The 26,421-nt window shown below is 63.4% G+C and carries 23 protein-coding genes; 7 read left to right on the top strand and 16 right to left on the bottom strand.

The features are described from left to right. Positions 1–29 precede the first annotated feature (29 nt). Positions 30–863, top strand: a complete 834-nt coding sequence (locus JQ574_RS01515) for a Crp/Fnr family transcriptional regulator (protein ID WP_212276140.1) — start codon at positions 30–32, stop codon at positions 861–863. Here JQ574_RS01515 and JQ574_RS01510 read toward each other — a convergent pair. The 3 genes from JQ574_RS01510 to JQ574_RS01500 form a co-directional block, all read right to left on the bottom strand. Next, on the bottom strand, positions 838–1,080 hold the full coding sequence (locus tag JQ574_RS01510) for a hypothetical protein (RefSeq protein WP_212205742.1): 243 nt from the start codon (positions 1,078–1,080) through the stop codon (positions 838–840). The genes JQ574_RS01515 and JQ574_RS01510 overlap by 26 nt on opposite strands. A 117-nt stretch (positions 1,081–1,197) precedes the next feature. Next, positions 1,198–1,668, bottom strand: a complete 471-nt coding sequence (locus tag JQ574_RS01505; protein ID WP_249119017.1) for a phasin — start codon at positions 1,666–1,668, stop codon at positions 1,198–1,200. A 1,034-nt stretch (positions 1,669–2,702) separates the two neighbouring features. Then, complete coding sequence (locus JQ574_RS01500; RefSeq protein ID WP_212205744.1) at positions 2,703–3,302, bottom strand: cupin domain-containing protein; 600 nt, start codon at positions 3,300–3,302, stop codon at positions 2,703–2,705. 183 nt (positions 3,303–3,485) lie between these two features. Between JQ574_RS01500 and JQ574_RS01495 the strand changes: the two genes are divergently transcribed. The 6 genes from JQ574_RS01495 to JQ574_RS01470 all read left to right on the top strand — a co-directional run bounded on the left by JQ574_RS01495 (position 3,486) and on the right by JQ574_RS01470 (position 10,062). Continuing rightward, positions 3,486–4,253 carry an ABC transporter substrate-binding protein gene (locus JQ574_RS01495; protein ID WP_212205746.1) on the top strand — a complete coding sequence of 256 codons (768 nt, stop codon included), beginning with the start codon at positions 3,486–3,488 and terminating at the stop codon, positions 4,251–4,253. Between the two features lie 44 nt (positions 4,254–4,297). After that, positions 4,298–4,951 carry an amino acid ABC transporter permease gene (locus tag JQ574_RS01490; protein ID WP_192734427.1) on the top strand — a complete coding sequence of 218 codons (654 nt, stop codon included), beginning with the start codon at positions 4,298–4,300 and terminating at the stop codon, positions 4,949–4,951. Further along, on the top strand, positions 4,948–5,679 hold the full coding sequence (locus JQ574_RS01485; RefSeq protein ID WP_192734428.1) for an amino acid ABC transporter ATP-binding protein: 732 nt from the start codon (positions 4,948–4,950) through the stop codon (positions 5,677–5,679). The genes JQ574_RS01490 and JQ574_RS01485 overlap by 4 nt, the downstream gene beginning before the upstream one ends. Before the next feature lie 19 nt (positions 5,680–5,698). Next, positions 5,699–6,994 carry an FAD-binding oxidoreductase gene (locus JQ574_RS01480; protein WP_212383198.1) on the top strand — a complete coding sequence of 432 codons (1,296 nt, stop codon included), beginning with the start codon at positions 5,699–5,701 and terminating at the stop codon, positions 6,992–6,994. A gap of 4 nt (positions 6,995–6,998) precedes the next feature. Further along, on the top strand, positions 6,999–8,060 hold the full coding sequence (locus JQ574_RS01475) for a Gfo/Idh/MocA family protein (protein WP_212383195.1): 1,062 nt from the start codon (positions 6,999–7,001) through the stop codon (positions 8,058–8,060). Positions 8,061–8,190: 130 nt separating this feature from the next. Continuing rightward, positions 8,191–10,062 carry a bifunctional sugar phosphate isomerase/epimerase/4-hydroxyphenylpyruvate dioxygenase family protein gene (locus JQ574_RS01470; protein ID WP_212205754.1) on the top strand — a complete coding sequence of 624 codons (1,872 nt, stop codon included), beginning with the start codon at positions 8,191–8,193 and terminating at the stop codon, positions 10,060–10,062. Positions 10,063–10,069: 7 nt separating this feature from the next. Here the strand turns inward: JQ574_RS01470 and JQ574_RS01465 are convergent, their stop codons facing one another. The 13 genes from JQ574_RS01465 to JQ574_RS35825 all read right to left on the bottom strand — a co-directional run bounded on the left by JQ574_RS01465 (position 10,070) and on the right by JQ574_RS35825 (position 26,421). After that, positions 10,070–10,798: an SDR family oxidoreductase gene (locus JQ574_RS01465; protein ID WP_212205756.1), complete on the bottom strand. Its 729-nt coding sequence runs from the start codon at positions 10,796–10,798 to the stop codon at positions 10,070–10,072. 7 nt (positions 10,799–10,805) lie between these two features. After that, on the bottom strand, positions 10,806–12,458 hold the full coding sequence (locus JQ574_RS01460; protein WP_212205758.1) for an AMP-binding protein: 1,653 nt from the start codon (positions 12,456–12,458) through the stop codon (positions 10,806–10,808). A 7-nt stretch (positions 12,459–12,465) separates the two neighbouring features. Continuing rightward, positions 12,466–12,948: an aromatic-ring-hydroxylating dioxygenase subunit beta gene (locus JQ574_RS01455; protein ID WP_212205760.1), complete on the bottom strand. Its 483-nt coding sequence runs from the start codon at positions 12,946–12,948 to the stop codon at positions 12,466–12,468. Positions 12,949–12,956: 8 nt separating this feature from the next. Beyond that, positions 12,957–14,270: an aromatic ring-hydroxylating dioxygenase subunit alpha gene (locus JQ574_RS01450; RefSeq protein WP_212205762.1), complete on the bottom strand. Its 1,314-nt coding sequence runs from the start codon at positions 14,268–14,270 to the stop codon at positions 12,957–12,959. Between the two features lie 17 nt (positions 14,271–14,287). Beyond that, positions 14,288–15,250, bottom strand: a complete 963-nt coding sequence (locus tag JQ574_RS01445) for a PDR/VanB family oxidoreductase (RefSeq protein ID WP_212205765.1) — start codon at positions 15,248–15,250, stop codon at positions 14,288–14,290. Positions 15,251–15,258: 8 nt separating this feature from the next. Beyond that, the gene (locus JQ574_RS01440; RefSeq protein ID WP_249119016.1) at positions 15,259–16,800 is read right to left on the bottom strand and encodes an indolepyruvate oxidoreductase subunit beta family protein; all 1,542 of its coding nucleotides are present in this window, start codon (positions 16,798–16,800) and stop codon (positions 15,259–15,261) included. A 21-nt stretch (positions 16,801–16,821) separates the two neighbouring features. After that, entirely contained in the window at positions 16,822–18,972 is a 2,151-nt protein-coding gene (locus tag JQ574_RS01435; RefSeq protein WP_212205768.1) for an indolepyruvate ferredoxin oxidoreductase subunit alpha, read from the bottom strand. A gap of 84 nt (positions 18,973–19,056) precedes the next feature. After that, positions 19,057–20,646, bottom strand: coding sequence for an ATP-dependent acyl-CoA ligase (locus JQ574_RS01430; RefSeq protein ID WP_212205770.1), 1,590 nt, complete (start codon positions 20,644–20,646; stop codon positions 19,057–19,059). A gap of 17 nt (positions 20,647–20,663) precedes the next feature. Beyond that, complete coding sequence (locus JQ574_RS01425; protein ID WP_212205772.1) at positions 20,664–21,491, bottom strand: cyclase family protein; 828 nt, start codon at positions 21,489–21,491, stop codon at positions 20,664–20,666. Next, positions 21,488–22,735 carry an SDR family NAD(P)-dependent oxidoreductase gene (locus JQ574_RS01420; protein WP_249119015.1) on the bottom strand — a complete coding sequence of 416 codons (1,248 nt, stop codon included), beginning with the start codon at positions 22,733–22,735 and terminating at the stop codon, positions 21,488–21,490. The genes JQ574_RS01425 and JQ574_RS01420 overlap by 4 nt, the downstream gene beginning before the upstream one ends. Before the next feature lie 10 nt (positions 22,736–22,745). After that, positions 22,746–23,915 carry a thiolase family protein gene (locus JQ574_RS01415; RefSeq protein WP_212205776.1) on the bottom strand — a complete coding sequence of 390 codons (1,170 nt, stop codon included), beginning with the start codon at positions 23,913–23,915 and terminating at the stop codon, positions 22,746–22,748. A 5-nt stretch (positions 23,916–23,920) separates the two neighbouring features. Beyond that, positions 23,921–24,640, bottom strand: coding sequence for an ABC transporter ATP-binding protein (locus tag JQ574_RS01410; protein WP_212205778.1), 720 nt, complete (start codon positions 24,638–24,640; stop codon positions 23,921–23,923). Continuing rightward, on the bottom strand, positions 24,637–26,421 hold the full coding sequence (locus JQ574_RS35825) for an ABC transporter permease subunit (protein ID WP_212205982.1): 1,785 nt from the start codon (positions 26,419–26,421) through the stop codon (positions 24,637–24,639). The genes JQ574_RS01410 and JQ574_RS35825 overlap by 4 nt, the downstream gene beginning before the upstream one ends.

Below are 26,421 nucleotides of genomic sequence, written 5' to 3'. Positions count from 1 at the left end.
CGGTCCGTCGAGGGAGGAGTTTTCCCGTGATGGAGCCCACTACCAGGGTAGGTAATCGACTGTTAGCCGCGTTGCCGGCGGCAGATTTTGATTTGCTCGCGCCCTACCTCCGCAAAGTGTCGTCTGAGCGTGACGTCGTGCTGCTTCGATCGGGGGACCAGGTTGAACAGATCTATTTCCCCCTCAGCGGGACGATCGCGTTCATCATGGACATGCCAAACGGACAAACGGTGGCAACCGCGCTCGTCGGGAATGAGGGCGCCGTGGGCATCCTGTCCGCACTGGGACCTACCCGCTCTCCGATCACCGCGGTCGTCCGGGTGGCCGGAACCTCGTTGCAAATTTCTCCGGCAAGATTTCAGGCGGCGCTCAGCCGCAGCGGCGCGATCAGAGACGCGGTCCAGATCTACACCAGGGTGCTATTGGCGCAATTGCAGCATGTGGCCGCCTGCAACGCACTGCACTCGGTCGAGGCCCGCCTGGCCCGGTGGTTGCTCCACATCCACGATCGGGTCGACGGTGATTTCCTGCCGCTGACGCAGGAGGCGCTTGCGGAGTTGCTTGGCGTACGTCGAACGACTGTGACGCATGTCGTGCAGAAGCTCCGGAAGTCGCATGCCATCCGATCCAATCAGCGGGGCTTGATCGAGATTGACAGACCGCGGCTCGAAGCTGCGGCATGCGAGTGCTACGAGGTCATGCGCCGCAGAATCGATAGCATCGTTTCGCCTGAAGGAATGGAGCCTCGCATCCCGCCGGTACACAAGATCGTCCGCGCGCCAGATCCGCTTTTGGCCAAGGTGGATGTCGCCCAGCGGCACCCGCGAACGCATGGGACTAGCCCGCGGCCAAGAGGCCATTGATGTCAGCCACCTCGCATGGCTCGTACACCAAGGCTTCCTTGACCCAGGCATCCTTGACCCAGGCATCCTTGGCGAACCATTCGTGATTGGCTTTGCACAGTGAGCAGAAGGTGCGCGCGAAGAACACCACGCTGCATCGAAATTTTTCGCGATCCGCTTTGATGCCCGTCGGGATCTCGCGTCCCGTTTGAGGGCACTTGATCATGATGATACCCATCTTGTTTCTCCCTTGGCTGTTGTGTCGCAGCAACGTGTCCGTTCGCCGTCGGCTGGGCGCACCCCTTCTCAGCGGAGGCGCTTGTTCCAGCCGATCCGGCGGCCTGGGAAGTTCGTCTTAGGAGGCTTTCTGCAGGACCCTGGTGAGGCGCTTTTTGATCGGCTCGGCCGTTTCGGTCGCGACTTTCTGTGCGAGCTGCCAAAGTTCCTTGTTCTGCGTGGACGTGGCTTCGAAGTTCTTGCGGCTCTGCGTGGCTGACAACTGCACGATTTCCGAGAGCGACTTCGTGTCCATGAGTTTGGAGAGAAAATCGAAAGCGGAGTTGGTGTTGGCGCCCGCGATCTCGATCACCTTGATCCCGCAATCTGCGGTGGTCCTGGCGTGGGTCGAATAGGTTTCGCTGAGAATGTCGACTATCTCCCCCGAGGCAGCCTGTAACTTCTCGTAGCTTTCCTTTGTCCGCGACATGCTCTGCTCGGCGATCCCGCGGAAAATTCCCGGCATCGTGAAAAGCGAGCCGTCAAAGTTTTTCTTTTCGTTCGTTTCGACCTTCGCATTCGGCGTATCGGTGTTCGCTTCGGCTTTCATAGTGGTATTTTTCACGTGTTTTCATCCTTTCAAACGGAACGGTCGTCAACAGCAATCGGATTTGCGTTTGGAGCTTCGAGGCGGCTTCCCGAAGGTGCTGCGGCGGATGTCCGCCTCGCGCCTGCCTGATCAAGATATGACTGACTAACGCCGGGGCTTCCGTTCGCTTTCTGACTCTCACGCCGGATTTTTCGATCGTCGGATATTTGCGGGCTGCGGGCTTAAAGCCGTCCATCCCGTCATTGCGACTCGGTGGCTCGCAATGACAGCGGGGTGCGACAAAACAACCCGACGGGCAAATCAGTTCTGATTTACGGAAGTCGTGTCAAGTGCAAAATTTCTGCAAATCAAAAATATTTTTCTTTCCATCTGACCCAAATCAGTGCGCATCTATCGCCATCCCGTCCCACTCAGAGGGGCATCGGCCGTCGTCACGACGAGGGGCGGGTCGCGGTGGACGCTGAGGTTGCGATTGACGGTCGCGTCTGAAGCGTACGGCGAAAGCGTGTGGTCCTGGCGCCCGTAACGGCGTCAAGTCCTTAAGGGAGCTAACGCTTCCGAGGGACGACGGTGGCAATAGAGGCCGTCTCACCGGGGAGAGCGCGTTATAAGCCGTAAAGCCATTGCGCAGCGAATGTCGGATGTTCTCCGCTGCCCTGTATGCTCATGTGCAGCTTCTTTAGCACAATCGCACATGAGACCGCGGGTGCAGCGCGCATCCGGCATTCCCTGCGCCCTCTGAATGAGGAGGGCGGGAGATTTTCAGCAAGACTCGGGCGCCTTGCGTCGCGAGATCGTAAACGCACACCCGGCTGTCATCGCCCGGCTTGACCGGGCGACCCAGTATTCCAGAGACGGTGATGATAGAACCGAGAGGCCGCGGCGTACTGGATACCCCGCATGCGCGGGGTATGACAGCGTTGTGTGAAGGCGCACTATCCCCGTCATTGCGAGCGAAGCGAAGCAATCCATCTTGCGGCGCACGAAGAATGGATTGCTTGGTCGCTTTGCTCCTCGCAATGACGGCGGATCTATCACACCGCCGAGACGCAATTCACCCACAGCACCACCGCCTTGGCCTTGCTGGACGGATTGCTGAACCGGTGCGGGCGGCGGCTGGCGAAACGGAAACTGTCGCCGGTCTTGAGCGTCCAGCTTTCGGCATCGACGGTGAGTTTCATTTCACCCTCGAGCACCAGACCGGCTTCCTCACCGTCATGGGTATACAATTCGTCGCCGGTGCTGCCGGCGGGCTCCATGTGGACCAGAAACAGATTGAGACGGCCTTCCGAACCCGACGGGCTGAGCAACTGCTTGGAGATGCCGGTGCGCCACAAATTTAACTCGGCGCGCTGCGGTTCGCGGGTGACGATGGCTTCCGAGCCGCTTCCGGCGGCGTCCTTGGGGCCGAACAGGCCGGCGATGCCGACGCCCAGCACGTCGGCGATGGTCGCCAGCACCCGCAGCGAAGGCGAGGAGAGGCCGCGTTCGATCTGGCTGAGAAAGCCGATCGACAGATCGGTGCGGGCGGCGATCGTCTCGAGCGACAGCTTGCGGCTTCGCCGCAACTCACGGATGCGCTGCCCGACCGCGACGTCCACCGCCGGCTCGGCCTTGACGGCCTTCTTGCTCATGCGCTTGCCGCCGCTCACGTCAAACCGTGTCCTTCATGTGTATGAAAATCCCGCTTGCGCAATTCCGGGCAATGTGTCCATAATTTCATGGTTGTGAAAATAGGCTTGGACGGCGAAACCTGCAACTGGCTTGTTGAGATGAGGCACATTCGCCGCCCGGTGCCCAAACAGTTGAGGGGTACGATGCTTTTCAAACGTCTCGTTCAGGCCGCGACCGCGGCGCTCGTCCTTGCCGCCGCCACGCCTTTGTCGGCGCAGCAGGTGCTCAAGGTGGGCTCGACCCCGACCGGCGTGCCCTTCACCTTCCTCGAAACCAAGTCCAACAGCATTCAGGGCGTGATGGTCGATCTGATCACGGAGATCGGCAAGGACGCCGGCTTCCAGGTCCAGATCGAACCGATGCAATTCTCCGCGCTGGTGCCGTCGCTGACGTCGAACAAGATCGACATCATTTCGGCGGCGATGTTCGCCACCGCAGCGCGCAAGGAAGTGATCGATTTCTCGGAGGCCGTCTACACCTATGGCGAGGGTCTCGTGGTGCCGAAGACCGACGCCAAGAACTATGCCTCGCAGGAAGATCTCAAGGGCCAGGTGGTCGGCGCGCAGGTCGGAACGGCCTTCGTCGATGCGTTGAAGAAGACGGGATTGTTCAGCGAGGTCAAGGTCTACGACACCATTCCGGATATCTTACGTGATGTGAATGCGGGCCGCCTCAAGGCCGGCTTCGCCGACTTCCCGATCCTCGCCTACAATCTGAAGCAGGGCGCGTTTGGCGAAGTCCGGCTGGTGGATTCCTACAAGCCGGTCACCGTCGGCACGGTCTCGATCGGGGTCCGCAAGACCGACCAGGAACTGCTCGGCAAGATCAACGCCTCGCTCGCCAAGCTCAAGGCCAATGGCGCCCTCGACAAGATTCTCGACAAATGGGGTCTCAAGCCCAAAGCGTCCTGATTGAGGCGTCCTGACAGGCTTAGCCGGCAACGCTTGATGAACTGATGCAAAATTTCCTGCGCGATGCCGTCGAGTTCATGCCGATCCTGCTGCAGGGCGTCTGGCTGACGGTCGTTGTCACCATCGGCTCGCTGCTGCTGTCGACCGTCCTCGGCCTGCTATGGGCCCTGATGCGGGTCTCCGGCATCCGGGTCCTGACCGGATTGAGCGCCGGCCTGATCAACGTGATCCGCGGCATCCCGATCATCGTGCTGCTGTTCTACCTCTATTTTGTGATGCCCGACTTCGGCGTCGCGCTGACGGCGCTGCAGGCCTCGATCATCGGGCTCGGCATTGCCTATTCGGCCTACCAGGCCGAGAATTTCCGCGCCGGCATCGAGGCGATCGACAAGGGGCAGATCGAGGCGGCGCAGACCATCGGGATGGGCTGGTGGCTGACCATGCGCCGCGTGGTGCTGCCGCAGGCGGTCAGGATCGTGCTGCCGCCCTATGGCAACGTCATGATCATGATGCTGAAGGATTCCTCGCAGGCCTCCACCATCACGGTCGCTGAACTGGCGTTGCAGGGCAAATTGATCGCTTCCTCGACCTTCAAGAACACCAGCGTGTTCACGCTGGTCGCGCTGATGTACCTGACCATGAGCATCCCGCTGATCCTGCTGGTTCGCCATTTCGAGAACAAGGCGAAGCGCAAATGATCGAGCTCAGCAACGTTCATAAGAGCTTTGGTTCCAACGAGGTACTCAAGGGCATTACAGCTTCGGTTGAGAAGAGCGAGGTGGTCTGCATCATCGGTCCGTCAGGCTCCGGCAAGTCGACCATCTTGCGCTGCATCAATGGCCTGGAAAGCTACGATTCCGGCGAGATCCTGGTGGAGGGGGCAAAGGTCGACAACAAGGCGCCGTCGATCGTCGCGATCCGAACCCAGGTGTCGATGGTGTTCCAGCGCTTCAACCTGTTTCCGCATCGCACCGCGCTGGAGAACGTGGTCGAAGGACCGATCTATGTGAAAAAGGAACCGCCGGCCGAGGCGCTCGAGCGCGGCCGGGCGCTGTTGGCGCAGGTCGGCCTTGCCGAGAAAGCCGACGCCCATCCGGGTCAGCTTTCCGGCGGTCAGCAACAGCGCGTCGCCATTGCGCGCGCGCTGGCGATGCAGCCCAAGGCGATCCTGTTCGACGAGCCGACCTCCGCCCTTGATCCTGAACTGGTCGGCGAGGTGCTCGGCGTCATGCGCAAGCTCGCCGATGACGGCATGACCATGGTCGTGGTCACCCATGAGATGGGCTTTGCCCGGGACGTCGCCGATCGCGTGCTGTTCATCGACGGCGGCGTCATCGTCGAGCAGGGGGCGGCGAAGTCCGTGCTTAACGCGCCGCAGCACGCGCGGACCCAGGATTTCCTGCACCGCGTGCTGCATCCCCTGTGAAACGAATTTGCCGGACCTGATGACCGTGACCCACCATCCCCTTGCCCTGCCGCCGAGCCTCTATGCGGACACCGCCGTTGCGCCGGTCCCGACGCCGCCGCTCGATGTCGATAAAAACGTGTCGGTCGCGATCATCGGCGGCGGCTTCGCCGGATTATCGACCGCGCTGCATCTTGCTGAAGCGGGAACCGATGCGATCGTGCTCGAAGCCCAGCAGCCCGGCTGGGGCGCATCGGGCAATAATGGCGGCCAGCTCAATCCGGGACTGAAGCTCGATCCCGATACGGTCGAGGCGACGTTTGGCACGGATCTCGGCCGGCGCATGATCGCGTTCAGCTACAACACGCCGGTATTCACGCTCGACCTGATCCGCCGCCTCGGCATTGAATGCGAGGCACGGCAGAACGGCACGCTGCGCGCGGCCTATCATCCGTCCAGTACCGCGGGTGTCGAGATATCAGCTGAGCAATGCATCCGGCGCGGCATGCCGGTTACGGTGCTCGGCCGCGACGCCGTCCGCGAAGCGACCGGGACGGACCGCTATCTGCTGGCAATGCGGGACGCGCGCGGCGGCGACGTGCAGCCGCTGAGCTACGCGCGCGGTCTGGCGCGGGCGGCGATGGCTGCTGGTGCTGCCGTTTACGGCCAGACCCCGGCGACGTCGCTTAGGCGCGAGGGCGGACGATGGCGCATCGAAACTCCGCGCGGGGTGGTTCGCGCCGAAAAGGTCCTGATCGCCACCAACGGTTTCACCGATGATCTCTGGCCCGACCTGCGCCGCACCATCGTGCCGGTGTTCAGCTCGATCGCCGCGACCGAGCCTTTGCCAGATGAGGTCGCGCGAAAAATCATGCCGACGCGGTCGGTGCTGTACGAAAGCGGGCATATCACCGTCTATTATCGCATCGATGCGTCGAACCGCCTGCTGATGGGCGGCCGCGGTCCGATGCAGTGGATCAAGGATCCGGCGCCGGTCTCATACCTCATGCATTACGCGGAACGGCTTTGGCCTGGAATCCGCGGCGCGCGCTGGACGCACGGCTGGAACAGCCGCCTCGCCATGACGCCGGATCATTACCCGCATGTGCACGAACCCGGCGCGGGTGCACTGGCCTACCTCGGCTGCAATGGCCGCGGCGTCGCGCTCGCAACCGCGATGGGGCAACAACTGGCAAAACGGCTGATCGGCGGTGAGAAGGCCGAGATCGACATGCCGATCACGGGCTTGAAACCCATTCGTTTTCACGCATTGTGGCCGGTGGCGGTCAAGAGCGTGGTGATGACGGGCCGGATCCGCGATCGTCTGGGATTATAGCGAGATGAAGAACATCACGATCGGCGTGATCGGCGCGGGGCTGATCGGGCGCAAGCATCTGCGCAAGCTCGCCGAGCGGCAAGATTACGAGCTGGTCGGCATCGCGGACGTGAATGCCGATGCGGTCTCCGCCGAGCACCCCAACACGCGAGTCTTCGCGGATTACCGCCAGTTGCTGGACGAGGCGCGGCCGGAAGCCGTGATAATCGCCTCGCCCAACCAGCTTCATGCCGAGTACGGTATCGAATGCGCCCGGCGGGGCATTCACATCCTGATCGAGAAGCCGGTCACCGATACGCTCGAGACCGCGGCCACCTTGATCACGGAAGTGCGAAAGGGCGGTGTCAAATCGCTGGTCGGGCACCACCGCCGCCATCATCTTCCGGTCAAGACGCTGCAAGCGCTGCTGCGGGACGGACGGATCGGCGATGTCGTCGGGGTCTCGGCGATCTGGGCGACGCACAAGCCGGCGGACTACTTCAAGATCGCGCCGTGGCGGCGCGAGGCTGGCGGCGGCCCGATCCTGATCAACCTGATCCATGAGATCGATTTCCTGCGCTACACTGTCGGCGAAATCGTCGCCGTCGAAGCCATCACATCGAATCGCCAGCGCGGCTTCGCGGTCGAGGATAGCGCCGCCGCGCTGATAGAATTCGACAATGGCGCGCTCGGCACCTTTTTCATCAGCGACAGCGCCGTCTCCCCCTGGACGACGGAGCAGGGGCTGGGTGAGGCGCCGGAATTCCCGTTCAGCGGCGAAAGCAGCTACCGCTTCATGGGCCGTCGCGGTGCGATCGAGTTTCCCGAACTCGTGCAATGGACGCAGGCGGGCGACGCACAGGACTGGAACAAGCCGATCCAGGCCCAGCGCCTCCACGCGCCAACGATCGATCCCTATGTCGCGCAGCTCGATCATTTCCGCGACATTATCCGCGGCACCGCATCCTCGTTGCAGCCGGTCGAGGATGGCGCGCGGTCCCTGCTCGCAACGCTTGCGATCGCCGAGGCTGCTACCGCCGGGCGGCGCATCGACTTGCGGGACCGGTATGCGGCGCTTTCGCCATAGGTCCGCTGAGAATCAGTGAAAGTTATCGGAGACCAGAGCTAACAATTGGTCCAAATGGTTGAAAAAGAAGATGCTTTAGCTCTATCGTGCGGCCCTCGGGACGCGCCTGGGACCTTCCGGAGCTAATCGCATGACCAAACGCTCGATTGCCACGGTTTCGTTGAGCGGCTCGCTCGACGAAAAGTTGCGCGCGATTGCTGGCGCCGGCTTCGATGCCGTCGAGATTTTCGAGAATGATTTGCTGACATTCAACGGCAGCCCCCGCGACGTCGGGCAGCTCTGCCGCGACCTCGGCCTTTCAATTTGCGCGTTCCAGCCGTTCCGGGATTTCGAGGGCATGCCCGAACCGCAGCGTGCCCGCAACTTCGCGCGCGCCGCACACAAGTTCGATCTGATGCAGGAACTGGGGACCGACTTGCTGCTGATCTGCAGCAATGTTTCACCAGCGTCCCTGGGAGGAATCGACCGCGCCGCCGCGGATTTCCGCGCCCTTGGCGAACTCGCGGCTTCGCACGGCCTGCGCGTCGGTTTCGAGGCGCTGGCCTGGGGCCGCCACGTCAATGATTATCGCGACGCCTGGGAAATCGTACGCCGCGCCGATCACAAGTCGATCGGGATCATTCTCGACAGTTTCCACGCGCTGGCGCCGGGATTTCCGGTTAGCGCGATCCACTCGATTCCGGCGGACAGGATCTTCCTGGTTCAGCTTGCCGACGCGCCGAAGCTTGGTCTCGACGTATTGTCCTGGAGCCGGCACTTCCGTTGCTTTCCGGGGCAGGGCGACCTGCCGGTAGGCTCCTTCATGGACGCTGTGGCCGCGACCGGCTACGCCGGCCCGCTGTCGCTGGAAATATTCAACGATCAGTTTCGCTCGGGCTCGCCGGTCCGCACCGCGACCGATGGGCTGCGTTCGCTGATCTTGCTGGAGGATGAGCTGGCCAAGAGTTCGTCCAAAGCGTCGACGGGGAGGCTGCAGCCCAAAGCGCAGAGCCGCGGCGTAGGCTTCGTCGAATTCGCCGTCGATGAAGCCAAGGCAAGGAGCCTTTCGGCGTTGTTCGGCCAGCTCGGCTTTCGTAAAACCGGTTCCCACCGCAGCAAGGATGTCGAACGCTGGTCGCAAGGTCATATCGAGCTGGTCATCAATTGCGAACCGGACGGCTTTGCTCATTCGCACTACGTCACGCACGGCCCGGGCGTCTGCGCCATCGCGGTCGACATCGACGACGCCGGCAAAACCATGGCCCGCGCGGAGGCGCTGAAGGCGCTCACCTTCTATCAGCCGGTCGGGCCAGGTGAGCTCGAGATCCCCGCGATCCGGGGCGTCGGCGGCAGCCTGCTGTATTTTCTGGAGGCGGCGGGCAAGAACTGGGACACCGATTTCGAAGCGTTGCGCAGCGATGCCGCGAGCGACCGTCTCGAGGTGGTCGACCATATCTCGCAGTCGATGCCGTATGACGAGATGCTGTCCTGGCTGTTGTTCTACACCGGCATACTCGATCTGCAGCGCCTGCCGCAGATGGAGATCGCCGATCCGGTCGGGCTGGTGCAGAGCCAGGCGCTGATCAACGGCAATCAGGGCCTGCGGGTGATCCTGAACGGCTCATCGGCCACGCGGACATTGTCGGCCCGATTCATCAACGAATTTTTCGGCTCCGGGGTCCAGCACATTGCATTTTCATGCAGCGACATTTTCACGGCTGTCGCGGATATGCGCGCGCGCGGCGCGGATTTCCTGAAGATTCCGGACAATTATTACGACGATATCGAAGCCAAATACGATCTCGATGCCGCGACGATGACAGCGCTACGCGACAATCAGATTTTGTACGATCGCGAAGGCGACGGCGAGTTCTTCCAGGTCTACACCCACACCTTCGATGACCGGTTTTTCTTCGAGATCGTCCAGCGGCGGGATTATCAAGGATTTGGCGCCGCCAATGCCGCGGTTCGCCTCGCGGCGCAGACGCGGGAGTCGCGGCCCTTGACCATTCCCCGCGCGTGAAAAAAATCTAGAGCGCGATCGATCCGATGCTGGCGCCGCCGCATACATAAAGCGACTGGCCGGTGATGAAATCGGCATCGCGGCTCGCAAAGAACATCACGGCGCGCGCCACATCGTTCGGCCGGCCGATGCGGCCGACCGGGATCGAGCGGGCGAGTTGATCGACTTTCGGGCTGCCCTGCGGAATGACCTCGTGGAACATATCGGTCTCGACCGGTCCAGGAGCCACCACATTGACCGTGATGCCGTGAGCCGCCGTCTCCAGCGCCCAGGTCCGCGCCATGCCGAACATGCCGGATTTCGTCGCCGAATAGGCGGTGCGGGTGGCAGCGCCAAGCGCGGCGCGCGAGGCGATCAGGACGATGCGTCCGAAATGCCGTTGTTTCATGCCAGGCAAGGCGGCCTGCACCAGCGTCAGCGCCGCGCCGAGATGGAGCTGGCTGAGCGCTGCGATGTCGTCGACCGTTACCTGTTCGATCAGGTTGGGCCGGATGATCCCGGCATTGTGAACGATGTGCGAAACATCATGCCGTGCAGTTACATCCCGGGCAGCGTCCGCTGTCGCCTTCGGATCGAACAGGTCAACCAGAACCGGCTCCAGCTTGGCGTGCGTCCAATCCGGCAGGCGCCGGTCGAGCGAGATGATGCGGTAACCCGCAGCCAGCATCGCCTCGGCGATGGCCCGGCCGATGCCGCCGCTGGCGCCGGTGACGATGGCGACGTTGCTCTCACTCATGATTTCCTCATCCCGCCTTCTGCACCGGCCGCTTCTTCAGCGATCGGGTGTCGATGCACCGATCAGAACCGATCGTCGCCGCAACCAACTCCTTGAGCGCGCCGCGCTGGATTTTTTGCGTCGAGGTCAGCGGCAGCGCCGACACAAACGCGACATAGCCGGGCGCCTTGTAATAGGCGAGGCGGCTCAGGCTCCAGGCGACGAGATCGGCCGCGATCTGCTTGCGTGCCGCGGCGTCCGGGGAGGATCCCTCGCTCACCACGCAGGCGAAGACCTCGTCGCCCCGCACCGGGTCCGGGGCAGGTGCCACCGCAACCTGCCTCACAGCCGGGTGCTGCATCAGCACGCTCTCGACTTCGACCGCCGAGATATTTTCGCCGGAGCGGCGGATCACGTTCTTCTTGCGGTCGACGAAATGAAACGCCCCATCCGGACCGCGCCGCACCACGTCGCCGGTGTGAAACCAACCGCCATCCCAGGCCTCCGCGGTGGCTTCCGCGTCCTTGAGATATTCGCGGAAGAAGCCGTAGCGCGGTGCTGCGCCGGCGTGGCGCACGAGAAGTTCACCGGGCTCGTCGACACCGGCGTCCGCGCCGCCTTCAACAACGATGCGGGCCTCGAGTTCGGCGCCGAGGCGGCCGAAGCAGCTTGTGCCGGTGTGGCGCGGCTCCTGGGAGGCGACGACCACAGCGCCGGCGCCGGTCTCGGTCATGGCCCAGGCCTCGACCAGCGGAAAGCCGAACCGCGCCTCAAAGGGATCGTGCAGCGCCTTGTCGACGCCGGCGCCAAAACCGAAGCGCACGCCATGGCGCTTGTCGTCGGCGCTTTCGGGCGCGCTCATGAGCATCGGCGGCATCACGCCGAGATAATGCACGATGGTGGCGCGGCTGTCCCTGACGCTCGCCCACCAGCTCTTGGGATGGAAGCGGTCGAGCACGATCAGGCAGCCGCCGGTAGTCACCATCGCCATCGCGGAATAGGCCATCGCGTTCATGTGGAACACCGGCAGCGGCGTCAGCATCCGCTCGGAGCCGTTGTTCAGCGCGATCAAGCCGCCGACGGTGGCGTACCAATGACCGGCATAGAGAAAATATTCGTTCGGCAGCACGCAACCCTTGGGCCGGCCGGTGGTGCCGGACGTGTAGAGCAGGGCGCACTCGGTGTCGCGATCGGGTGCGCCGGGCTGCGGCGCCGAGGCGTGGATCGCCGCCGGTTCGTCATCCGGCCCGACGACAGGAATGTCGCGGCCGATCGCCTTGGCTGCGGCCGCGACATCGTCCTTACGCGATGCAATCACGACCGCCGCGACGATCTCGGAATGGCCGATCAGATATTCCAGCTCCGCTGCGCGCATGTCCGGATTGATCGGCACCAGCGACACGCCGAGCGCATTGAGCGCAAACCAATGCAGGAAGAAGCCGGGTCGATTCTCCATCAGGATGCCGACCCGATGACCGCGGCCATAGCCCTTGGCCCGATAGGCGTCGGTCAGCGCCGCAATCCCCGCGAACGCCTCGCCATAGCTGATCTCGCCGGCCGCCATCCCATAGGCTTGCGCCGTTTCGGGCAGCACGGCGAGAAATGGCTTGTCACCGTAGCTCGCCGCGGCGCGCGCGAAAGCCTCGAAGACGGTTGCCGGAGACTCGATCGGGAGCTGCATCACCGTCTCACATGAATAGCTGGATGTTGCCGAATGCGGCATCGCAATTGACGATGTCGACCCGCTTCAGCTTGATCTTGAGCGCGCCGTCCACCACGGCCAAGGTGTGCGTGGCCCAGGCCGCGTAAAGATCCTGCTGGTCGAGGCGCGTTTCGACATAATGCATTGGCGTCCACGTGACATATTCGTTGGCTGCCTCGTTGCGGCTGTCGACCTGCGGCGTTTGCAAAACATGATGACAGCGGCTCTTGGGCTTCTGCGAAAAGGTGCGGTTGCCCTTGAGCCGCTCGACGCGGATCTTGAGCAGCAGCTTGTCCTCGTACATCAGCGACGTCGTCAGCCGTGGATCGGTCTGGCCCCATTCGAGCGGCATCCAGTAAAAACCGTCCTCGGCGAACAGGTCGAGCCATTCCTCAAACCGGTGCTGGTCGATCAAGCGGGTTTCGCGAACGACGAAATCGATTAGCTGCTGGTCGGTGGGCGCGGTCATGGCAGCACTCACATCGACATCGTCATGAATTTCGACCAGGCGCGGAACTGGTTCCGCATCTGCCATTCGGTGGTGCCGTTGGTGACGGCCGTCGTATCAGGTGTTTCGGAGGGGTCGTAGAGCCGCTGCAGATTGACCCATTGGTTGGCATCGACATGCAGGCCTTCCTGGGCGCGCTCGTACATTTCGAGATCATCATGGCCGACGACGGAGGTCGGCGCGTTGATCAGCCGGTTATACATCAAGGTACGTTCCAGCAGCATGTCCGGCGCATCGACGAGACGGAAGGTCCAGCTCTCCACCAGCGTCTTGTTGGCCGCGATCGGCTTGAACACGCGCACCAGCTGGATCGGGCCCTTGATCATGATGTTGGGGAAATACACCGTGTTGTGGCGGTTCTCGCCCAAGATCGCCTTGGCGCGCTCCTCACCATGGGCTGCCGCCATCTTCTCGAAATAGCCGGGCACCGCCGAATAGTCGGAATGGATCGAGTGGTGCACGCCGGTATGGCCGTGGCCGTTGGGCCAGACGCGGATGCCCATGTTTTCGAAGAACTCGTAGGGCGCCATGAACGGTGCGTAGATCTCCACTGCCATCGGCTTCTTGGCGCCGGGCGGCGCGTTCTTCCACACCTCGATCGCGGTGCCGGCCGAAGATTCATGCGCCACCATGGGATGGCACGTGTCGGTCTGATTCTCGACCAGCATTTTCCAATTGCAATTGTGCATGTAGCGCAGCACGCCGCCGGCGACTTCGAGCCGGCCGGCCGGGGAACGGTCGACCATGTTGTCGAAGCTCGACAGGCTGTCGCCGAAAAATTCCTCGAAGCCGGGGCCGACATCCCTGAGTTTCGCAAATACGAAGCCGCGATAGTTATGCACGTGTTTGACCGGACTCATGCCGCGGCCGGCGTGGCTCTGCTCGACGCCGGTGTTCTCGTAACCCTTCTTCAGGGGGATCGCGAGCAGCGAACCGTCGGTCTTGAAACTCCAGGCGTGATAGGGGCAGCGGAAGAACTTTCCGGTGTTGCCGCAGGATTCGGTGGTGATGCGGGTGCCCTTGTGCGGGCAGCGGTTGTGCAGCACCTTCACGGTGTTGTCGGTGTGGCGCACCATCAGGATCGGCTGGGTGCCGATGGTGGTGCCGTAATAGTCGCCCGGTTTCGCCACCTGGCTGTCATGGCCGACATAGGCCCAGGTGTTGGCGAAAACATGCTCCATTTCGAGCTGGAACACCTCTTCGTCGATATAGACGTCGCGATGCACCTCGGTCTCGCGCACGAGGCCTTTGATTGCTTCGAGATTTCCGCGATATCTGGCCATCAACACCTCCTTCGGAATCAAAGATCGAGCACGAGCCGCGGGCTTTTCGACCGCGAGACGCAGATTTGCATGAGTTTGCCGGCCGCTTTCTCGGCATCGGTCAGGATATAGTCGCGATGGTCCGGCGTGCCTTCGATCACGCTGACCTGGCAGATGCCGCAATCGCCGCGCTGGCAGTCGTGCATGGGATCTTCGCCCGCTTCGATCAGCACCGCGAGAATGGTCTTGTCGGGCGGAATAAGGAAGGTCTTGCCGGAACTGTTCAGAACTACCTCGAAGGGTTGGTCACCAGCGAGGGGAACGGCGGTGGCAAAAATCTCGAACCGCAGGCGACCATCGGCCCAGCCGAGGTCCTTGGCGCTCTGGATCGCGGTATCGATCATCGGCTTGGGTCCGCAGACATACAGCGGTTCATCAGAGGTCAGCGAGGTCATCAGGCGCTTCACATCGAAGATGCCGCTGGCGTCGTCGGAGTGAACGGTCAAATGTTCGCCGCATAGCGCTTCGGCTTCGCCGAGAAAGGCGAGCTGGTCGCGCGAGCGGCCGGCATAGATGAAGCGGTAGGGATGCTTGCTGGCGGTGAGCGTCGTTGCCATCGAGAGCACGGGCGTCACCCCGATGCCGCCAGCGAGCAGCACAACCGGTTTCGACGCCGGCTCCAGCGGAAAATTGTTACGGGGCGCCGCGACCGAGAGGACGTCGCCGACCTTGAGCGCGTGCATGAATTTGGAGCCGCCCTGGCTCGGCTGTTCCAGCCGCACGCCGAGCCGGTAGGCGTGCGGGCGCGTGGTCGCTGCCGGATCGAGCGAGGTGTTGATCAGCGAGTAGGAGCGTTCGCTGCCATCGGGCAGGCGTACTTTGACATGCGCGCCGGCCTCCCAGGAGGGCAGCGGCTCGCCGTGGGGATGGGCGATCTTGACCGCGCGGATCAATGCGGTTTCCGCGTGGATATCGGTCACGGTGAGGTCGAACTGGTCCATCGTATCAATCACAGAAAGGTTTCAACCGTGGCAAGCGCGCCGTCGAGCGCCTTGCCCTCTTCATCTGATAGCGCGGCCTTGCAAAGGCGCTGCAGCCATTGCGCACCATCCGCGCGACCGGCGAGACGCGGTGCAACCGTAATCACCCTGTCGAATTTCGAGGCGCCGCGCGCATGGGTGTCGGAATAACCCTTCACCAGCCGGCGCGCTTCGAGAATGGCGACGGCAAGCTCGTAATCCTTTGCGGCGGTCGTGCGGGCGAGATCGAGCCAGGCGTCGCGATGGGCGACTTCGCGCTTATGACGCAGCGTGCCGCGACGAAAACGCTTCAGGCCACCTAGCACGTAGAGCGGCAAGAACCAGCGCACCGTCCCGGTCTGCACGCGCCGCCCGCGATTGACCACGCGATCGAGCGTCTTGCACAGGCCAGGCTTGCCTTCGAGCCAGAGGCCGAGGCCCGCGGGAAGCGTGCCCAAGACCTCTTCCATGCGCGGATGCATGAACTCGGTAGTGTAGACGAGCTGATCGGGCTTTGCGAGAACCTCGCTGCGGACGCGTTCGAAACGGCTCGCGCGGGTCTTGAGGTCGGCGACTCGGATGACGTCATCATAGGCCATCGCCACGGCGACATGTTTTGCCGCCGCCCGCGTCAGCGCAGGATCGCTACCGCGTTCCAGGCGCATAAAGCCTGCGACGAGGTCGAGGTATTCCCGGCCATAGCCGACGTCCTGAAAATCGACGACCTTGCGCAAGCCTGCGGCGATCATGCCGTGCAGGGACGCCGGGAAAGTCGTCCGGGCGTCGGCGACGAGTGCATCGAAAGCGGCATCGCCGACCGATGCGAGCGTTGGATAGAGCTTGCCCGCTGAAGCAGGCTTGGGCGGCGCGGGCGGTGTCGCGGATGCGGCATCCGCCTGCGTGCGCTCAAAACCCGCCGCGAACGCGCGCAGGCTCGGTTCGATGCCGATGCCGGCGGCGCGGATGGTTGCTTCATAAGCCTCGCGGCCGAACGGCAGCGCGCCGCTGCCGGCAAGCGCACCGAACAGCACCGCGGAGATGGCGCTGCCGGTGCTGTCTGCGAGCACGGCCATGTCGAAGGCGATAAAGCGTTTCGCGGCGGCCTCTGCGGCCTCATAAACCTTGCTGGAATCGCTGATGCCGTCGCCGGGCACCAGCTTTTCCTGGATCGCGAACGAACGGTGCGACGAGGCGATCAATGTCGTCTTGTCTGGTGTGACGAGACCGCGCTGGATGGCGCGGCCGGCTTCCATCAGCTCGGCGCCGACCACGACGTCGACTTCGCCGGGCACCGGCATCAGCGACAGCACCGGGTAGGCGGCGTCCGCGCGGGCAGGGATCATCTCGAGATAATAGATGGTCGCACCGGTGCGCTGGGCGACACCCGGCACCGAGGTGGATTGCGCGATCCAGTTCTGGCTTTCCGCCAGCGCCACCATCCAGTCGACCAGCACGCCGCCGCCCTGGCCGCCCATCGCGAGCACGGCGATCGAAAGCGGTCGGGTCAGGTCGATGGCGGGGGGCTGCAGCATGATGTTCATCCGGCCATGCCCTCAAACCAGCGCGAGACGGCGACGGTCGCGGCGTCGCTGCAGGAATCCGATGACGCCGCCGCGCAGCTTCGCCATGAACTGATCGAAGCCGGTCGGGTTGTGGATGATGTCGGCGCGGTAGAATGACGGGCACAGCACGGCGGCCTCGGCCACCTCGCCGCAATTGCCGCAGCCGACGCAGCTATTGTCGATCGCGGCGACCGGATCGTCCTTCAGCGGATCGCTGGTGTGCTTGACCGAAAGCGAGGGGCAGCCGGACAGCCGGATGCAGGCATGGTCGCCGGTGCAGACGTCCTCGTCGACGCCAAAGCGCTCGCGCACGACGCGCTCGCCACCCTTCACCGCCTTGTTGAACAGCGGCTTGATCCGGCGCTGCTTGTTCAGCATGCATTCGGAGGAGGCGACGATCACCTTCGGTCCCTTGTCGGTGCTGGTGAGCGCTTCCTTCAGCGTGTCGCGCATTTTGCCGACGTCATAGGTGCGGTCGATCTGGCGCACCCATTTGGCGCCGATGCCTTTGACTGCCTCGGTGATCGGGTGGTTGGTCGAGCGCGACTTGTTGTCGGCGCGGGACGACAGGATGTCCTGGCCGCCGGTGGCCGAGGTATAATGGTTGTCGACCACCAGGATAACGCCGTCATGCTGGTTGTAGACGGCATTGCCGATGCCGCTGCTCAGGCCGTTGTGCCAGAAACCGCCATCACCCATGATCGAAATCGAGCGCTTGTCCGCCTTCACATTGAACGCGGATGCCGAGGCCGGTCCAAGCCCATAGCCCATCGTCGTCGCGCCGATGTTGAACGGCGGGAGGATCGAGAACAAATGGCAGCCGATATCGGCCGCGACATGATGCGGGCCGAGGTCCTTTTCGACGAGCTTCATCGCGGCGAAGATCGGTCGCTCCGGGCAACCGGTGCAGAAGCCGGGCGGGCGCGCCGGCACCACTTCAGCCAGCGCCTTGATCTTGTCATGGGCCAGGATCGATGGATCGTTTGGCGCGCGGATATGGTCCGGCAGCACTTCGGGCGCGGCAGCGGTGAGGAATTTACGAACACCCGCCGCCATTACGGCTGCGGTATACTCGCCGCCGATCGGCAACTCGCCCTTGCCGTAGATCTTGGTCGGGACATCGGCCTTGCGCAGGACCTTATGCAGGGCCTGTTCGATGTAGTCAGGCTGTCCTTCCTCGACCATCAGCACCGCGCGCTTCGATTGGCAGAAGGCGATCAGCTCATCGTCGATCAAGGGATAGGTCACGTTCATGACGTAGAGCGGAATGCGGGTGTTACCCCACACGTCCGCCAGGCCAAACCCCTGCAGCGCGCGGATCACGCCATTATACATGCCGCCCTGCAGGATGATGCCGACGTCATCGATATCGCCCTCGAAGACTTCGTTGAGCTTGCGCGCCTTGATGAAGGAAACCGCGGCCGGCCAGCGCTGCTCTATCTTTTCCTTCTCGTGCATGTAGGAGGCCGGCGGCAGCACGATGCGGTTGGTATCACGCCGCGGGTTTTCCAGCGCCTGCGCCATCGTGAATGCCGGGCGCTTGTTGTCCTTGGCGGCAAAGCGGCCGTGGACATGGCAGGATCGGATGCGCACTTCCAGCATCACGGGCGTGTTGGTCGCTTCCGACAGCTCAAATCCGTCCTCGACGGCCTTGACGATAGATTCGAGGTTGGGGCGGGGATCGAGCAGCCAGATCTGGGATTTCATCGCAAAGGCGTGGCTGCGCTCCTGCATGATGGAGGAGCCTTCGCCGTAATCTTCGCCGATCACGATCAACGCGCCGCCGGTGACGCCGCCGGAGGCGAGATTGGACAGCGCGTCGGAGGCGACGTTGGTGCCGGCGGTCGATTTCCAGGTCACCGCGCCGCGGATCGGATACATCACGGAGGCGGAAAGCATTGCGGCTGCAGCCGCCTCGTTCGCCGAGGTTTCGAAGTGCACGCCGAGATCGCCGAGAATGTCCTGCGCATCCGCCAACACGTCCATCAGATGTGAGATCGGTGCGCCCTGGTAGCCGCCGACATAGCCGACGCCGGATTGCAGCAGCGCCTTGGTGATCGCCAGAATGCCTTCGCCATGGAAGATATCCCCGTTGCCCAGTTTGAGGTCCTGAACTTCACGGGCGAAAGAGCGTTCAGCCATGACGCATTTCCTTCGGCTCAAGCGACGGCGGAAGATCGGCCAAAATGCTAAGCCGACATATTTTAAGTGTCAAATAATTATGCATTACACGGCACCCCGCTTCAGCCGGTAGCCGGCCGCTTCGCGATCCCAGGTCGACGCGGTCACGCCGCGTTCGCGCAGCTCGTATTTCCGGATCTTGCCGTTCTCCGTCCGCGGCAGGTCCGCAACAAAATCGATGAAGCGGGGCACTGCGAAACGGGGCAGCCGCGGCGCACAAAATTGCATCAGTTCGACGGGCGGGATCGCGGCTCCCGGCCGCACCACGATCGCGGCCATCACTTCATCCTCGGCAAGTTCCGAGCACACGGGAAAGACCGCCGTCATTTCGATATCAGGGTGAGCCAGCAGCACCTGCTCAACCTCATAGGACGAGATGTTCTCGCCGCGCCGGCGGATCGCATCCTTGAGCCGGTCGACGAACCGGAAATAGCCGTTCTCGTCACGGATGACCCGATCGCCGGTGTGGAACCAGAGATTCCGCCAGGCTTCCACGGTCTTCTCGGCCATGCCGAAATAGCCACTCGCGAACGCAAACGGCTCGTCGGCGCGCAGCACCAGTTCACCGGCCTCGCCATCCGGCAGTTCAACATCGTTGACATCGACGACGCGCGCCTGAAAACCGTCGACGATACGGCCCATGGTTCCCGGCTTCTGTGTTTCCGCCGATGCGCCGATGACGAAATTGGTTTCGGTCGAACCGTAGCCTTCGAGCAGCGTAACCCCGGTGCGCGCGGTGAACGTCGCGCCAAGGTTAGCAGGAACCCCTGGTCCGAGCCCGGTGCGGATTTGGTGTCCGCGCTCGTCCGCGCGCGGTTCACCCGCCAGCAGGATCGGCACCATGGCGCCGAGCAGATAGATCACGGTTGCTTCGCTCTGGATCATAGCCGGCCAGAAGCCGGAGGCCGAGAAGCGCGGTTCGAGGACCATCCGCGCGCCGCTGAGGAGCGCCTGCGCAAACGTATTGAGGGCATTGATATGGAACAGCGGCAGGGTGGTGCAAAGCACGTCGTCTGCCGTCAGGCCAAAAATGCGGCCGGAGTGGATGCCCCACCAGTAATATTGCGCATGGGGGCACATCACGCCCTTGGATGGGCCGGTGGTGCCACTGGTATAGATGATCGCAAGGGTGTCGCCGGGGCTGACGGGCGCGGCCGCAATCGCGGCGGCGCGCGGCGGCATGACCTCCATCAACGGCGCTGCACCCTTGGGCGGGGCATCGCCGCCGATCACCCAGAGCGAACCAAGCGAGGCCATGCCTTCGGAGACATGGACCAGGCGTTCGACGAATTGCGCCTCGATCGCGAACAGCCGCGCGCCGCTATTCGACAGGTAATAACCGATCTGCGGTCCCATCGCCGCGGTGTTGATTGGGACCGCGATGGCGCCGATCCAGCCGCAGCCCAAAACGATCTCCAGCATCTCAAGGCGATTGGAGCAGAGGATCGCCACTCGGTCACCGGCTGCAATGCCCGCCGCGCGCAATGTCGCGCCCCGGCCGGCAGCGATGTAGCGCGCCTCGCGAAAGGTCCATGAATCGTTTGCGCACGACAGCAACGTCCGGTCACCGTGGCGGCCGGCTTGAATTTCGAGCATGCGCGGCAGCGTCCGATCTTCCGGTGGCAGCTCAATCATGCCAGGCGCACGGAGGCTCATGGGCGGGGCGCTCCCGCAGGATTTGAAGGCACCAGCGCCAGCACGCGCAATGGGCTGCCGCTGCCCTGCTGGATCTTCAGCGGCGGCGCGATCAGCGAGGCTCCTGTTGGCGGCAGCAGGTCGAGATTGGTCAGGCATTGCAGACCATAGCGTCCGGCACCGTGCATGTAGTAGTGGCACGGATAGGGTGGCAGGAAATGCGCCGCCTGGCCCGCGTCGGTGCCGATGGTTTCGGTGCCGAAGCCGAGAACATCGCGCTCGTTGAGCAGAAAGCGCACGGCGTCGGGATCGGGGCCGGGCGTGTGCTGCCCGGTCTCGTCGAAATTCTGATAGGCCGCCGGATCGCTCTTCTTCGACCAGTCGGTGCGCATCAGCACCCAGCATCGCGGCGGGATTTTGCCGTGCACAGCTTCCCAGGCCTTGATGAAATCCGGCGTCAGCAGGAAGTCGGCATCCTGTGCGGATTCCTTCGAGCAGTCGATCACCACGGCGGGCGCAATGAAATCGGCAACCGGGATTGTATCGGTAGAGCTGTTGGGAAGGTCGCGGCCCGAGACCCAGTGGATCGGGGCGTCGAAATGCGTGCCAGTATGTTCGCCAAAGGACAGATTATTCCAGTACCAGGCGCCGCCGCGTTCGTCGTACCGCGAAATCTCTTCCATGCGGAAGGCGCGGCTTTGGCCTATTTCGGGCGGCATCACGATGCTCGGAAAATCCGGACCCAACGTCTGCGTGAGATCGATGATGCGAATCGCGCCGGTCGCGAGTGCTGCGGTGAAGTCCGCCAGGATTTCAGGGCCGGGCGCTGGATCGTTCGATTTCATCGGCCAAGCTCCCGTTCCAGTGCTTTGGGATTGTCGCGGAAACGGGCGAGCCAGTCCTGCGCGATGTCGCCGGGATAGACGTCCTCGACCGATCCCTTGAGCGCGCCGACGATGGCGCGGGCGACTGCTGATGGCGCCAATTTTGGCGGCAGCAGCAGTTGATTCCATTCGTCGTCGATTGGTCCCGGAAAGATGTTGACGACCCTGATGCCGGCGGTGCGCATTTCGGCGCGCAGCGCCTGCGCCACCGAAAGGGCCGCGGCCATCGATGCCGAATAGGTCGCGTGCTGCGGAAAATTGGACAGCGCATAGATCGACAGCAGATTGACCCAGGCCACCGCGCTGGTTTCGCCATCGGCGCCGCGTGACTGCATCACCGGACCGAACGCCTGGGCCAGCCGCAACAGGCCGAAGCAATTAGTCTCCATCTCCGCCCGTGCGGTTTCGACACCGGCGCGGCCGAAAATGCCAAACGTGCGATGATGCTCTGATGTGTTGATCACGATATCGACCTTGAAGCCGAGTTCGGCGGCAAGTTCATTGACCGATTTGGTGTCGGTGACATCGAGGGGGACCAGCGTCACCTTGGGCAGTTCGGCGATCGCGGGCCAGCCCGGCGGGTTCTTCCAGGGTTCGCAATGGCCGGCCCAGACGAGATCGGCGCCGGCTTCGAGCACTGCTTTCACGACGGCTTGGCCGACCGGCGATTTGGCGTCGGTGACCAGCACTTTGCGGAATCTTGGATCCGACGTGAAGTTGCGCAGTTTTGGCTCGTCGGCAAGTGCGGTATTGCCGCCATCCGGCTTGGCGACAAGCGCGGCCTGGCCGGCGCGGTCGAGCACGGCCTCCACGATGACCGGCGACGGCGCCGGGCCGCAGCGCGCGTCGAGATGGACGACGAGGCTGACACCTTCGGCCAGACGGACCAGTCCAAGCCGCCAGGGCATGCGTTCGCGAAAAAACAATTCCTGGGAATGATGCAACGTGGTCTCGCTGACGAGTTCGCCGCGTCCGCTCATCACGGTCCATTCGAGTTCGGCCGACAGGCAGCGAACGCAGGCCTCGCGCGGCGGATATTGCACGGCGGCGCAGGCCGCGCAGCATTGCAGTTCGAGGTTGCCAAGGGCTGCGCCGCGAACGAGGCCGAGCGCAATGCGGCTGCGGCGATCCGGCGGCAGCGTCGGCGCGCGCGTCTTTAGAATTGGATTCTTGCGCTTCGGCCGTTTGATTGTTTCACTCATCATCAAGTTCCAATCATGTTGCGGCGAGAATGGCGGCGCCGGTGCATAGTCCCCGGTCGAAGTTGATCATGCCGAATCCGGAGACGAGCGCATGACGGGCGTTATCGACCTTCGCGCCGAGCGGCTGTCCCGTGACCTGCCGGAGCGCTTCGACGATCCCGAGCGTGCCGCCGGCGGCCCCGGCCTGGCCGACAGATAATTGGCCACCCGAGGTGTTGAAGGGAAAGCTGCCGTTCGCCTCGAACGTGTTGCGCCGAATGAAGTCGGGCCCTTCGCCCTTGCCGCAGAATCCTAGATCCTCGATCTGTAGCACGCAGATGACAGGATAATCGTCATAGGCCTCGAGCAGGTCGATGTCTTGAGGCCCGACGCCTGCGCTTTCGTACAGGCGATCGCGGTCCATTGCCCAGCCGCCGCGGTGCTGCACGGGATCGTCAGGGAAGGCATTGTGCCGTTCGATGGCACCTCGCAGCCGCGCGTGCGGCAATCCGAGGCGCCGTGCGCGGTCCTCGCTCATGACAAGAAATGCTTCGGCGCCGGCGCAAGGCATCACGCAATCGAACAGCCGAAGCGGGTCGGCCACCGGCCGGGCGTTAAGATACTCGTCCAGCGTCAGCGGCTTCTTGAACAGCGCATGCGGAAATTGCAACGCGTTCGAGCGCTGCGCGACGCAGAGCTTGCCGAAATCCGCAGGCTTCGCGCCATAGGTGCGCATGTAATAGGCGGTGAGGAAGGCAAAACTGGTGTTCGGTCCGCCTGCGCCATAGGGATAGACCGCATCCTGCGCGAACATGCTGAAGGTCGCGGTGCTGAGCCGGAAACTGTCGACGTGGTTGGTGTCGCCGGCGATGCAGGCGACGATCTCGGCGTCACCCGCCTGAACGGCACGCGCGGCGCGACGGAGGCTGACAATGCCGGAAGCGCCGCCCATCGGCACGTGATCGAGCCAGCGCGGCGAGAGGCCGAGATGCTGGGTCAGGCCGACGGCGCTGTCGGGCGCCAATGTAAAACTCCCCACGCACAGGCCGTCGATTTCGTCCTTGGAAATCCCGGCGCCATCGACCAGGGCCTTGAGCGCGCGGGCGATGAACCAGTGCGCGCCACGGATGGAGAAACGCTCATAGGGCACGGTGACGGGGACCGCGACGGCGACCCCGTCGTAACTTGCGATGCGGTTTGCCATGGCGGTCAATGCCCTCCGCCAAGATAAGTTGCCTGCACGCGGGCATCGCCGAGCAGGCTGGCGGCTTCACCGTCGAGCACGATCTCGCCGGTTTCCAGCACATAGCCGTAGTCGGCGATTTCGAGTGCCGCCTTCGCATTCTGCTCGACCAGCAGGATCGAGACCCCGGCATCGCGCAGACCGGATACGATGCGCAGGATGTCACGCACGATCAGCGGCGCGAGGCCGAGGCTGGGCTCGTCGAGCATCAGGAGCCGCGGCGCCGACATCAGCGCGCGGCCAAGCGCGAGCATCTGGCGCTCGCCGCCGGACAGCGTGTCGGCACGTTGCGCGCGCCGTTCGGCGAGGCGCGGGAAACGCCCATAGGTCTCGTCGAGCGCGCGGGCGACGAAGGCACGATCCGAACGGCGCGGGTAGGCCCCGAGCACGAGATTGTCGTAGACCGTCAACTCTCCAAACAACTCCCGCGTCTCGGGCACCAGGCAGAAGCCGTGCTCGACGCGCGCCTCGACGTCGAGCTTCAACAGATCCTGGCCTTCGAAGATGAGCCGGCCGCGCGATGGCAGCAGGCCAATGGTGGCTGCAAGGAGGGTAGTCTTGCCCGCGCCGTTCGGCCCGATCACCGTGACGATCTGGCCTCTCTGCAGTGACAGCGACACGCCGCGCACGGCTTCGACCTTGCCGTAAGCGACATGAAGATCTGAAATCTCAAGCATCGCGCTCATAATACGCCTCCGAGATAGGCTTCCTGCACCTTCGGATCGGCGCGAACCGCTGCCGGATTTCCCTCGACCAGTTTGCAGCCGAACTCCATGACCACCAACCGGTCGACCAGCCCCATGACGAAATCCATGTCATGCTCGACGGTCAGGATCGTGACGCCTTCGTCGCGAATCTGGCGCAACACCTTGGCCAGCGCCTCTTTCTCGGGCGGTCGCAGGCCTGCGGCCGGCTCGTCCAGCACCACCAGCACGGGATCGGCCGCCAGCGCGCGGGCGACTTCCAGGATACGCTGGCCGCCGAGCGGAAGGTTGCCGGCGAGTTCGTAGGATTTGTCGCCGAGGCCGACGCGCTGCAATTGGCGCTGGGCCTCGTGCAGCGTCCGCCGCTCCTCAGTGCGATCGAGGCGAAGCGCGCTCTTCAGGAAGCCGGTCGCGGTGCGCGCATAGGCGCCGAGCGCGACGTTGTCGATCAGGCTCATGTTCGGCCGGAGCTTCACATGCTGGAATGTGCGCGCGATGCCCATGCGCGCGATTTCCATCTGCGGACGATACGTGATGTCCTGGCCCAGGAAACTGATCCGGCCGGCGTTGGCCTGCAACGCGCCGGTCAACAGGTTGAACATCGTGCTCTTGCCGGCGCCGTTCGGACCAATCAGGCCGAGGATCTCGCCGGCCTTGAGATCAAAACTGACCTTGTTGACGGCGGTCAGTCCGCCGAACGTCCTCACGGCGTTCTCGACGTTCAGAATCAGCGTGCCATTTTCCGGCAGTGCGCGGCGCGGCATCGCCTCGGCGGCCGCGGGCGGCGGGCGCGTGCCCTTGGGCAGGCGTTTGGCGATGAACGCAATGAGGCCGCCGCGGGCATTCTGCAGCAGCAGGACAAGGAGGATGCTGAAAGCGATGATCTCGAATTGCGCCGGGTTCTTCGTCACCAGCGGCAGCACATCCTGCAACCAGTTCTTGAGCAGCGTGATCAAGGCGGAACCGGCAACCGCGCCCGCGATATGGCCGGCACCGCCCGCCATCGCCATCAGCAGATACTCGATGCCGGGTTTGACGTCGAACGGGGCCGGGCTGATGAACCGGTTCATGTGCGCATAGAGCCAGCCGGCCAGCCCGGCGAGCAGCGCCGCGATCACGAAGGTGACAAGGCGGATTCGAAAGATGTTGACGCCCATGCTTGCCAGCAGAACGCCGCCGCCACGAAGGCTTCGGATTGCACGGCCCTCGCGGGAATTGAGCAGGTTGGCACTCGCGAGCATGGCGAGCCCGACCATCAGCCAGATCAGATAGAAGATCGCTTGCGAGGAAATCAGTGAGATCGAGGCGATGGTGATCGGTGGGATGCCGGCCATGCCGGTGTTCTGCCCGAGGCCCGGGACATTGCCGAACAGGAAATAGATCGAGATGCCCCAGGCGATCGTGCTGAGCGAGAGAAAATGCCCGCCGAGCCGCAGCGTCAGCGCGCCGATCGCCAGCGCCGCAAGCCCGGTCATTGCCAGCGCCAGCAGCAATCCTAGCCACGGCGACAAATCGAGCGTCACGGTCGCCCAGGCCGTCGCATAGGCCGCGATGCCGACAAAGGCGGCTTGCCCGAAAGACGTCATGCCGCCGATGCCGGTCAGCAACACCAGCCCGAGCGCGACCAGCGCGGAGATGCCGATATAGTTGAGGAGCGTAATGGCGAAGCTGCCGAGCAGTGCAGGGGCGATCAGCAGGGCGACGACGGTGGCGCTGATCAGGCCGATGCGAAGCGGCGCGCTCAGCGCGATCGCATCGGGCAT

This window comes from Bradyrhizobium sp. AUGA SZCCT0158 (assembly GCF_018130065.1).
In the GTDB taxonomy this organism is placed as follows: Bacteria; Pseudomonadota; Alphaproteobacteria; order Rhizobiales; family Xanthobacteraceae; genus Bradyrhizobium.
Note: the sequence above shows the minus strand (reverse complement) of the source record. Positions and strands in the feature narration are given on the sequence as shown.

Excerpts from the sequence above, each read along its gene's own strand:
- JQ574_RS01515 (WP_212276140.1), top strand. The coding sequence starts at position 30 with ATGGAGCCCACTACCAGGGTAGGTAATCGACTGTTAGCCGCGTTGCCG.
- JQ574_RS01510 (WP_212205742.1), bottom strand. The coding sequence starts at position 1,080 with ATGGGTATCATCATGATCAAGTGCCCTCAAACGGGACGCGAGATCCCG.
- JQ574_RS01505 (WP_249119017.1), bottom strand. The coding sequence starts at position 1,668 with ATGAAAGCCGAAGCGAACACCGATACGCCGAATGCGAAGGTCGAAACG.
- JQ574_RS01500 (WP_212205744.1), bottom strand. The coding sequence starts at position 3,302 with ATGAGCAAGAAGGCCGTCAAGGCCGAGCCGGCGGTGGACGTCGCGGTC.
- JQ574_RS01495 (WP_212205746.1), top strand. The coding sequence starts at position 3,486 with ATGCTTTTCAAACGTCTCGTTCAGGCCGCGACCGCGGCGCTCGTCCTT.
- JQ574_RS01490 (WP_192734427.1), top strand. The coding sequence starts at position 4,298 with ATGCAAAATTTCCTGCGCGATGCCGTCGAGTTCATGCCGATCCTGCTG.
- JQ574_RS01485 (WP_192734428.1), top strand. The coding sequence starts at position 4,948 with ATGATCGAGCTCAGCAACGTTCATAAGAGCTTTGGTTCCAACGAGGTA.
- JQ574_RS01480 (WP_212383198.1), top strand. The coding sequence starts at position 5,699 with ATGACCGTGACCCACCATCCCCTTGCCCTGCCGCCGAGCCTCTATGCG.
- JQ574_RS01475 (WP_212383195.1), top strand. The coding sequence starts at position 6,999 with ATGAAGAACATCACGATCGGCGTGATCGGCGCGGGGCTGATCGGGCGC.
- JQ574_RS01470 (WP_212205754.1), top strand. The coding sequence starts at position 8,191 with ATGACCAAACGCTCGATTGCCACGGTTTCGTTGAGCGGCTCGCTCGAC.
- JQ574_RS01465 (WP_212205756.1), bottom strand. The coding sequence starts at position 10,798 with ATGAGTGAGAGCAACGTCGCCATCGTCACCGGCGCCAGCGGCGGCATC.
- JQ574_RS01460 (WP_212205758.1), bottom strand. The coding sequence starts at position 12,458 with ATGCAGCTCCCGATCGAGTCTCCGGCAACCGTCTTCGAGGCTTTCGCG.
- JQ574_RS01455 (WP_212205760.1), bottom strand. The coding sequence starts at position 12,948 with ATGACCGCGCCCACCGACCAGCAGCTAATCGATTTCGTCGTTCGCGAA.
- JQ574_RS01450 (WP_212205762.1), bottom strand. The coding sequence starts at position 14,270 with ATGGCCAGATATCGCGGAAATCTCGAAGCAATCAAAGGCCTCGTGCGC.
- JQ574_RS01445 (WP_212205765.1), bottom strand. The coding sequence starts at position 15,250 with ATGGACCAGTTCGACCTCACCGTGACCGATATCCACGCGGAAACCGCA.
- JQ574_RS01440 (WP_249119016.1), bottom strand. The coding sequence starts at position 16,800 with ATGCTGCAGCCCCCCGCCATCGACCTGACCCGACCGCTTTCGATCGCC.
- JQ574_RS01435 (WP_212205768.1), bottom strand. The coding sequence starts at position 18,972 with ATGGCTGAACGCTCTTTCGCCCGTGAAGTTCAGGACCTCAAACTGGGC.
- JQ574_RS01430 (WP_212205770.1), bottom strand. The coding sequence starts at position 20,646 with ATGATTGAGCTGCCACCGGAAGATCGGACGCTGCCGCGCATGCTCGAA.
- JQ574_RS01425 (WP_212205772.1), bottom strand. The coding sequence starts at position 21,491 with ATGAAATCGAACGATCCAGCGCCCGGCCCTGAAATCCTGGCGGACTTC.
- JQ574_RS01420 (WP_249119015.1), bottom strand. The coding sequence starts at position 22,735 with ATGATGAGTGAAACAATCAAACGGCCGAAGCGCAAGAATCCAATTCTA.
- JQ574_RS01415 (WP_212205776.1), bottom strand. The coding sequence starts at position 23,915 with ATGGCAAACCGCATCGCAAGTTACGACGGGGTCGCCGTCGCGGTCCCC.
- JQ574_RS01410 (WP_212205778.1), bottom strand. The coding sequence starts at position 24,640 with ATGAGCGCGATGCTTGAGATTTCAGATCTTCATGTCGCTTACGGCAAG.
- JQ574_RS35825 (WP_212205982.1), bottom strand. The coding sequence starts at position 26,421 with ATGCCCGATGCGATCGCGCTGAGCGCGCCGCTTCGCATCGGCCTGATC.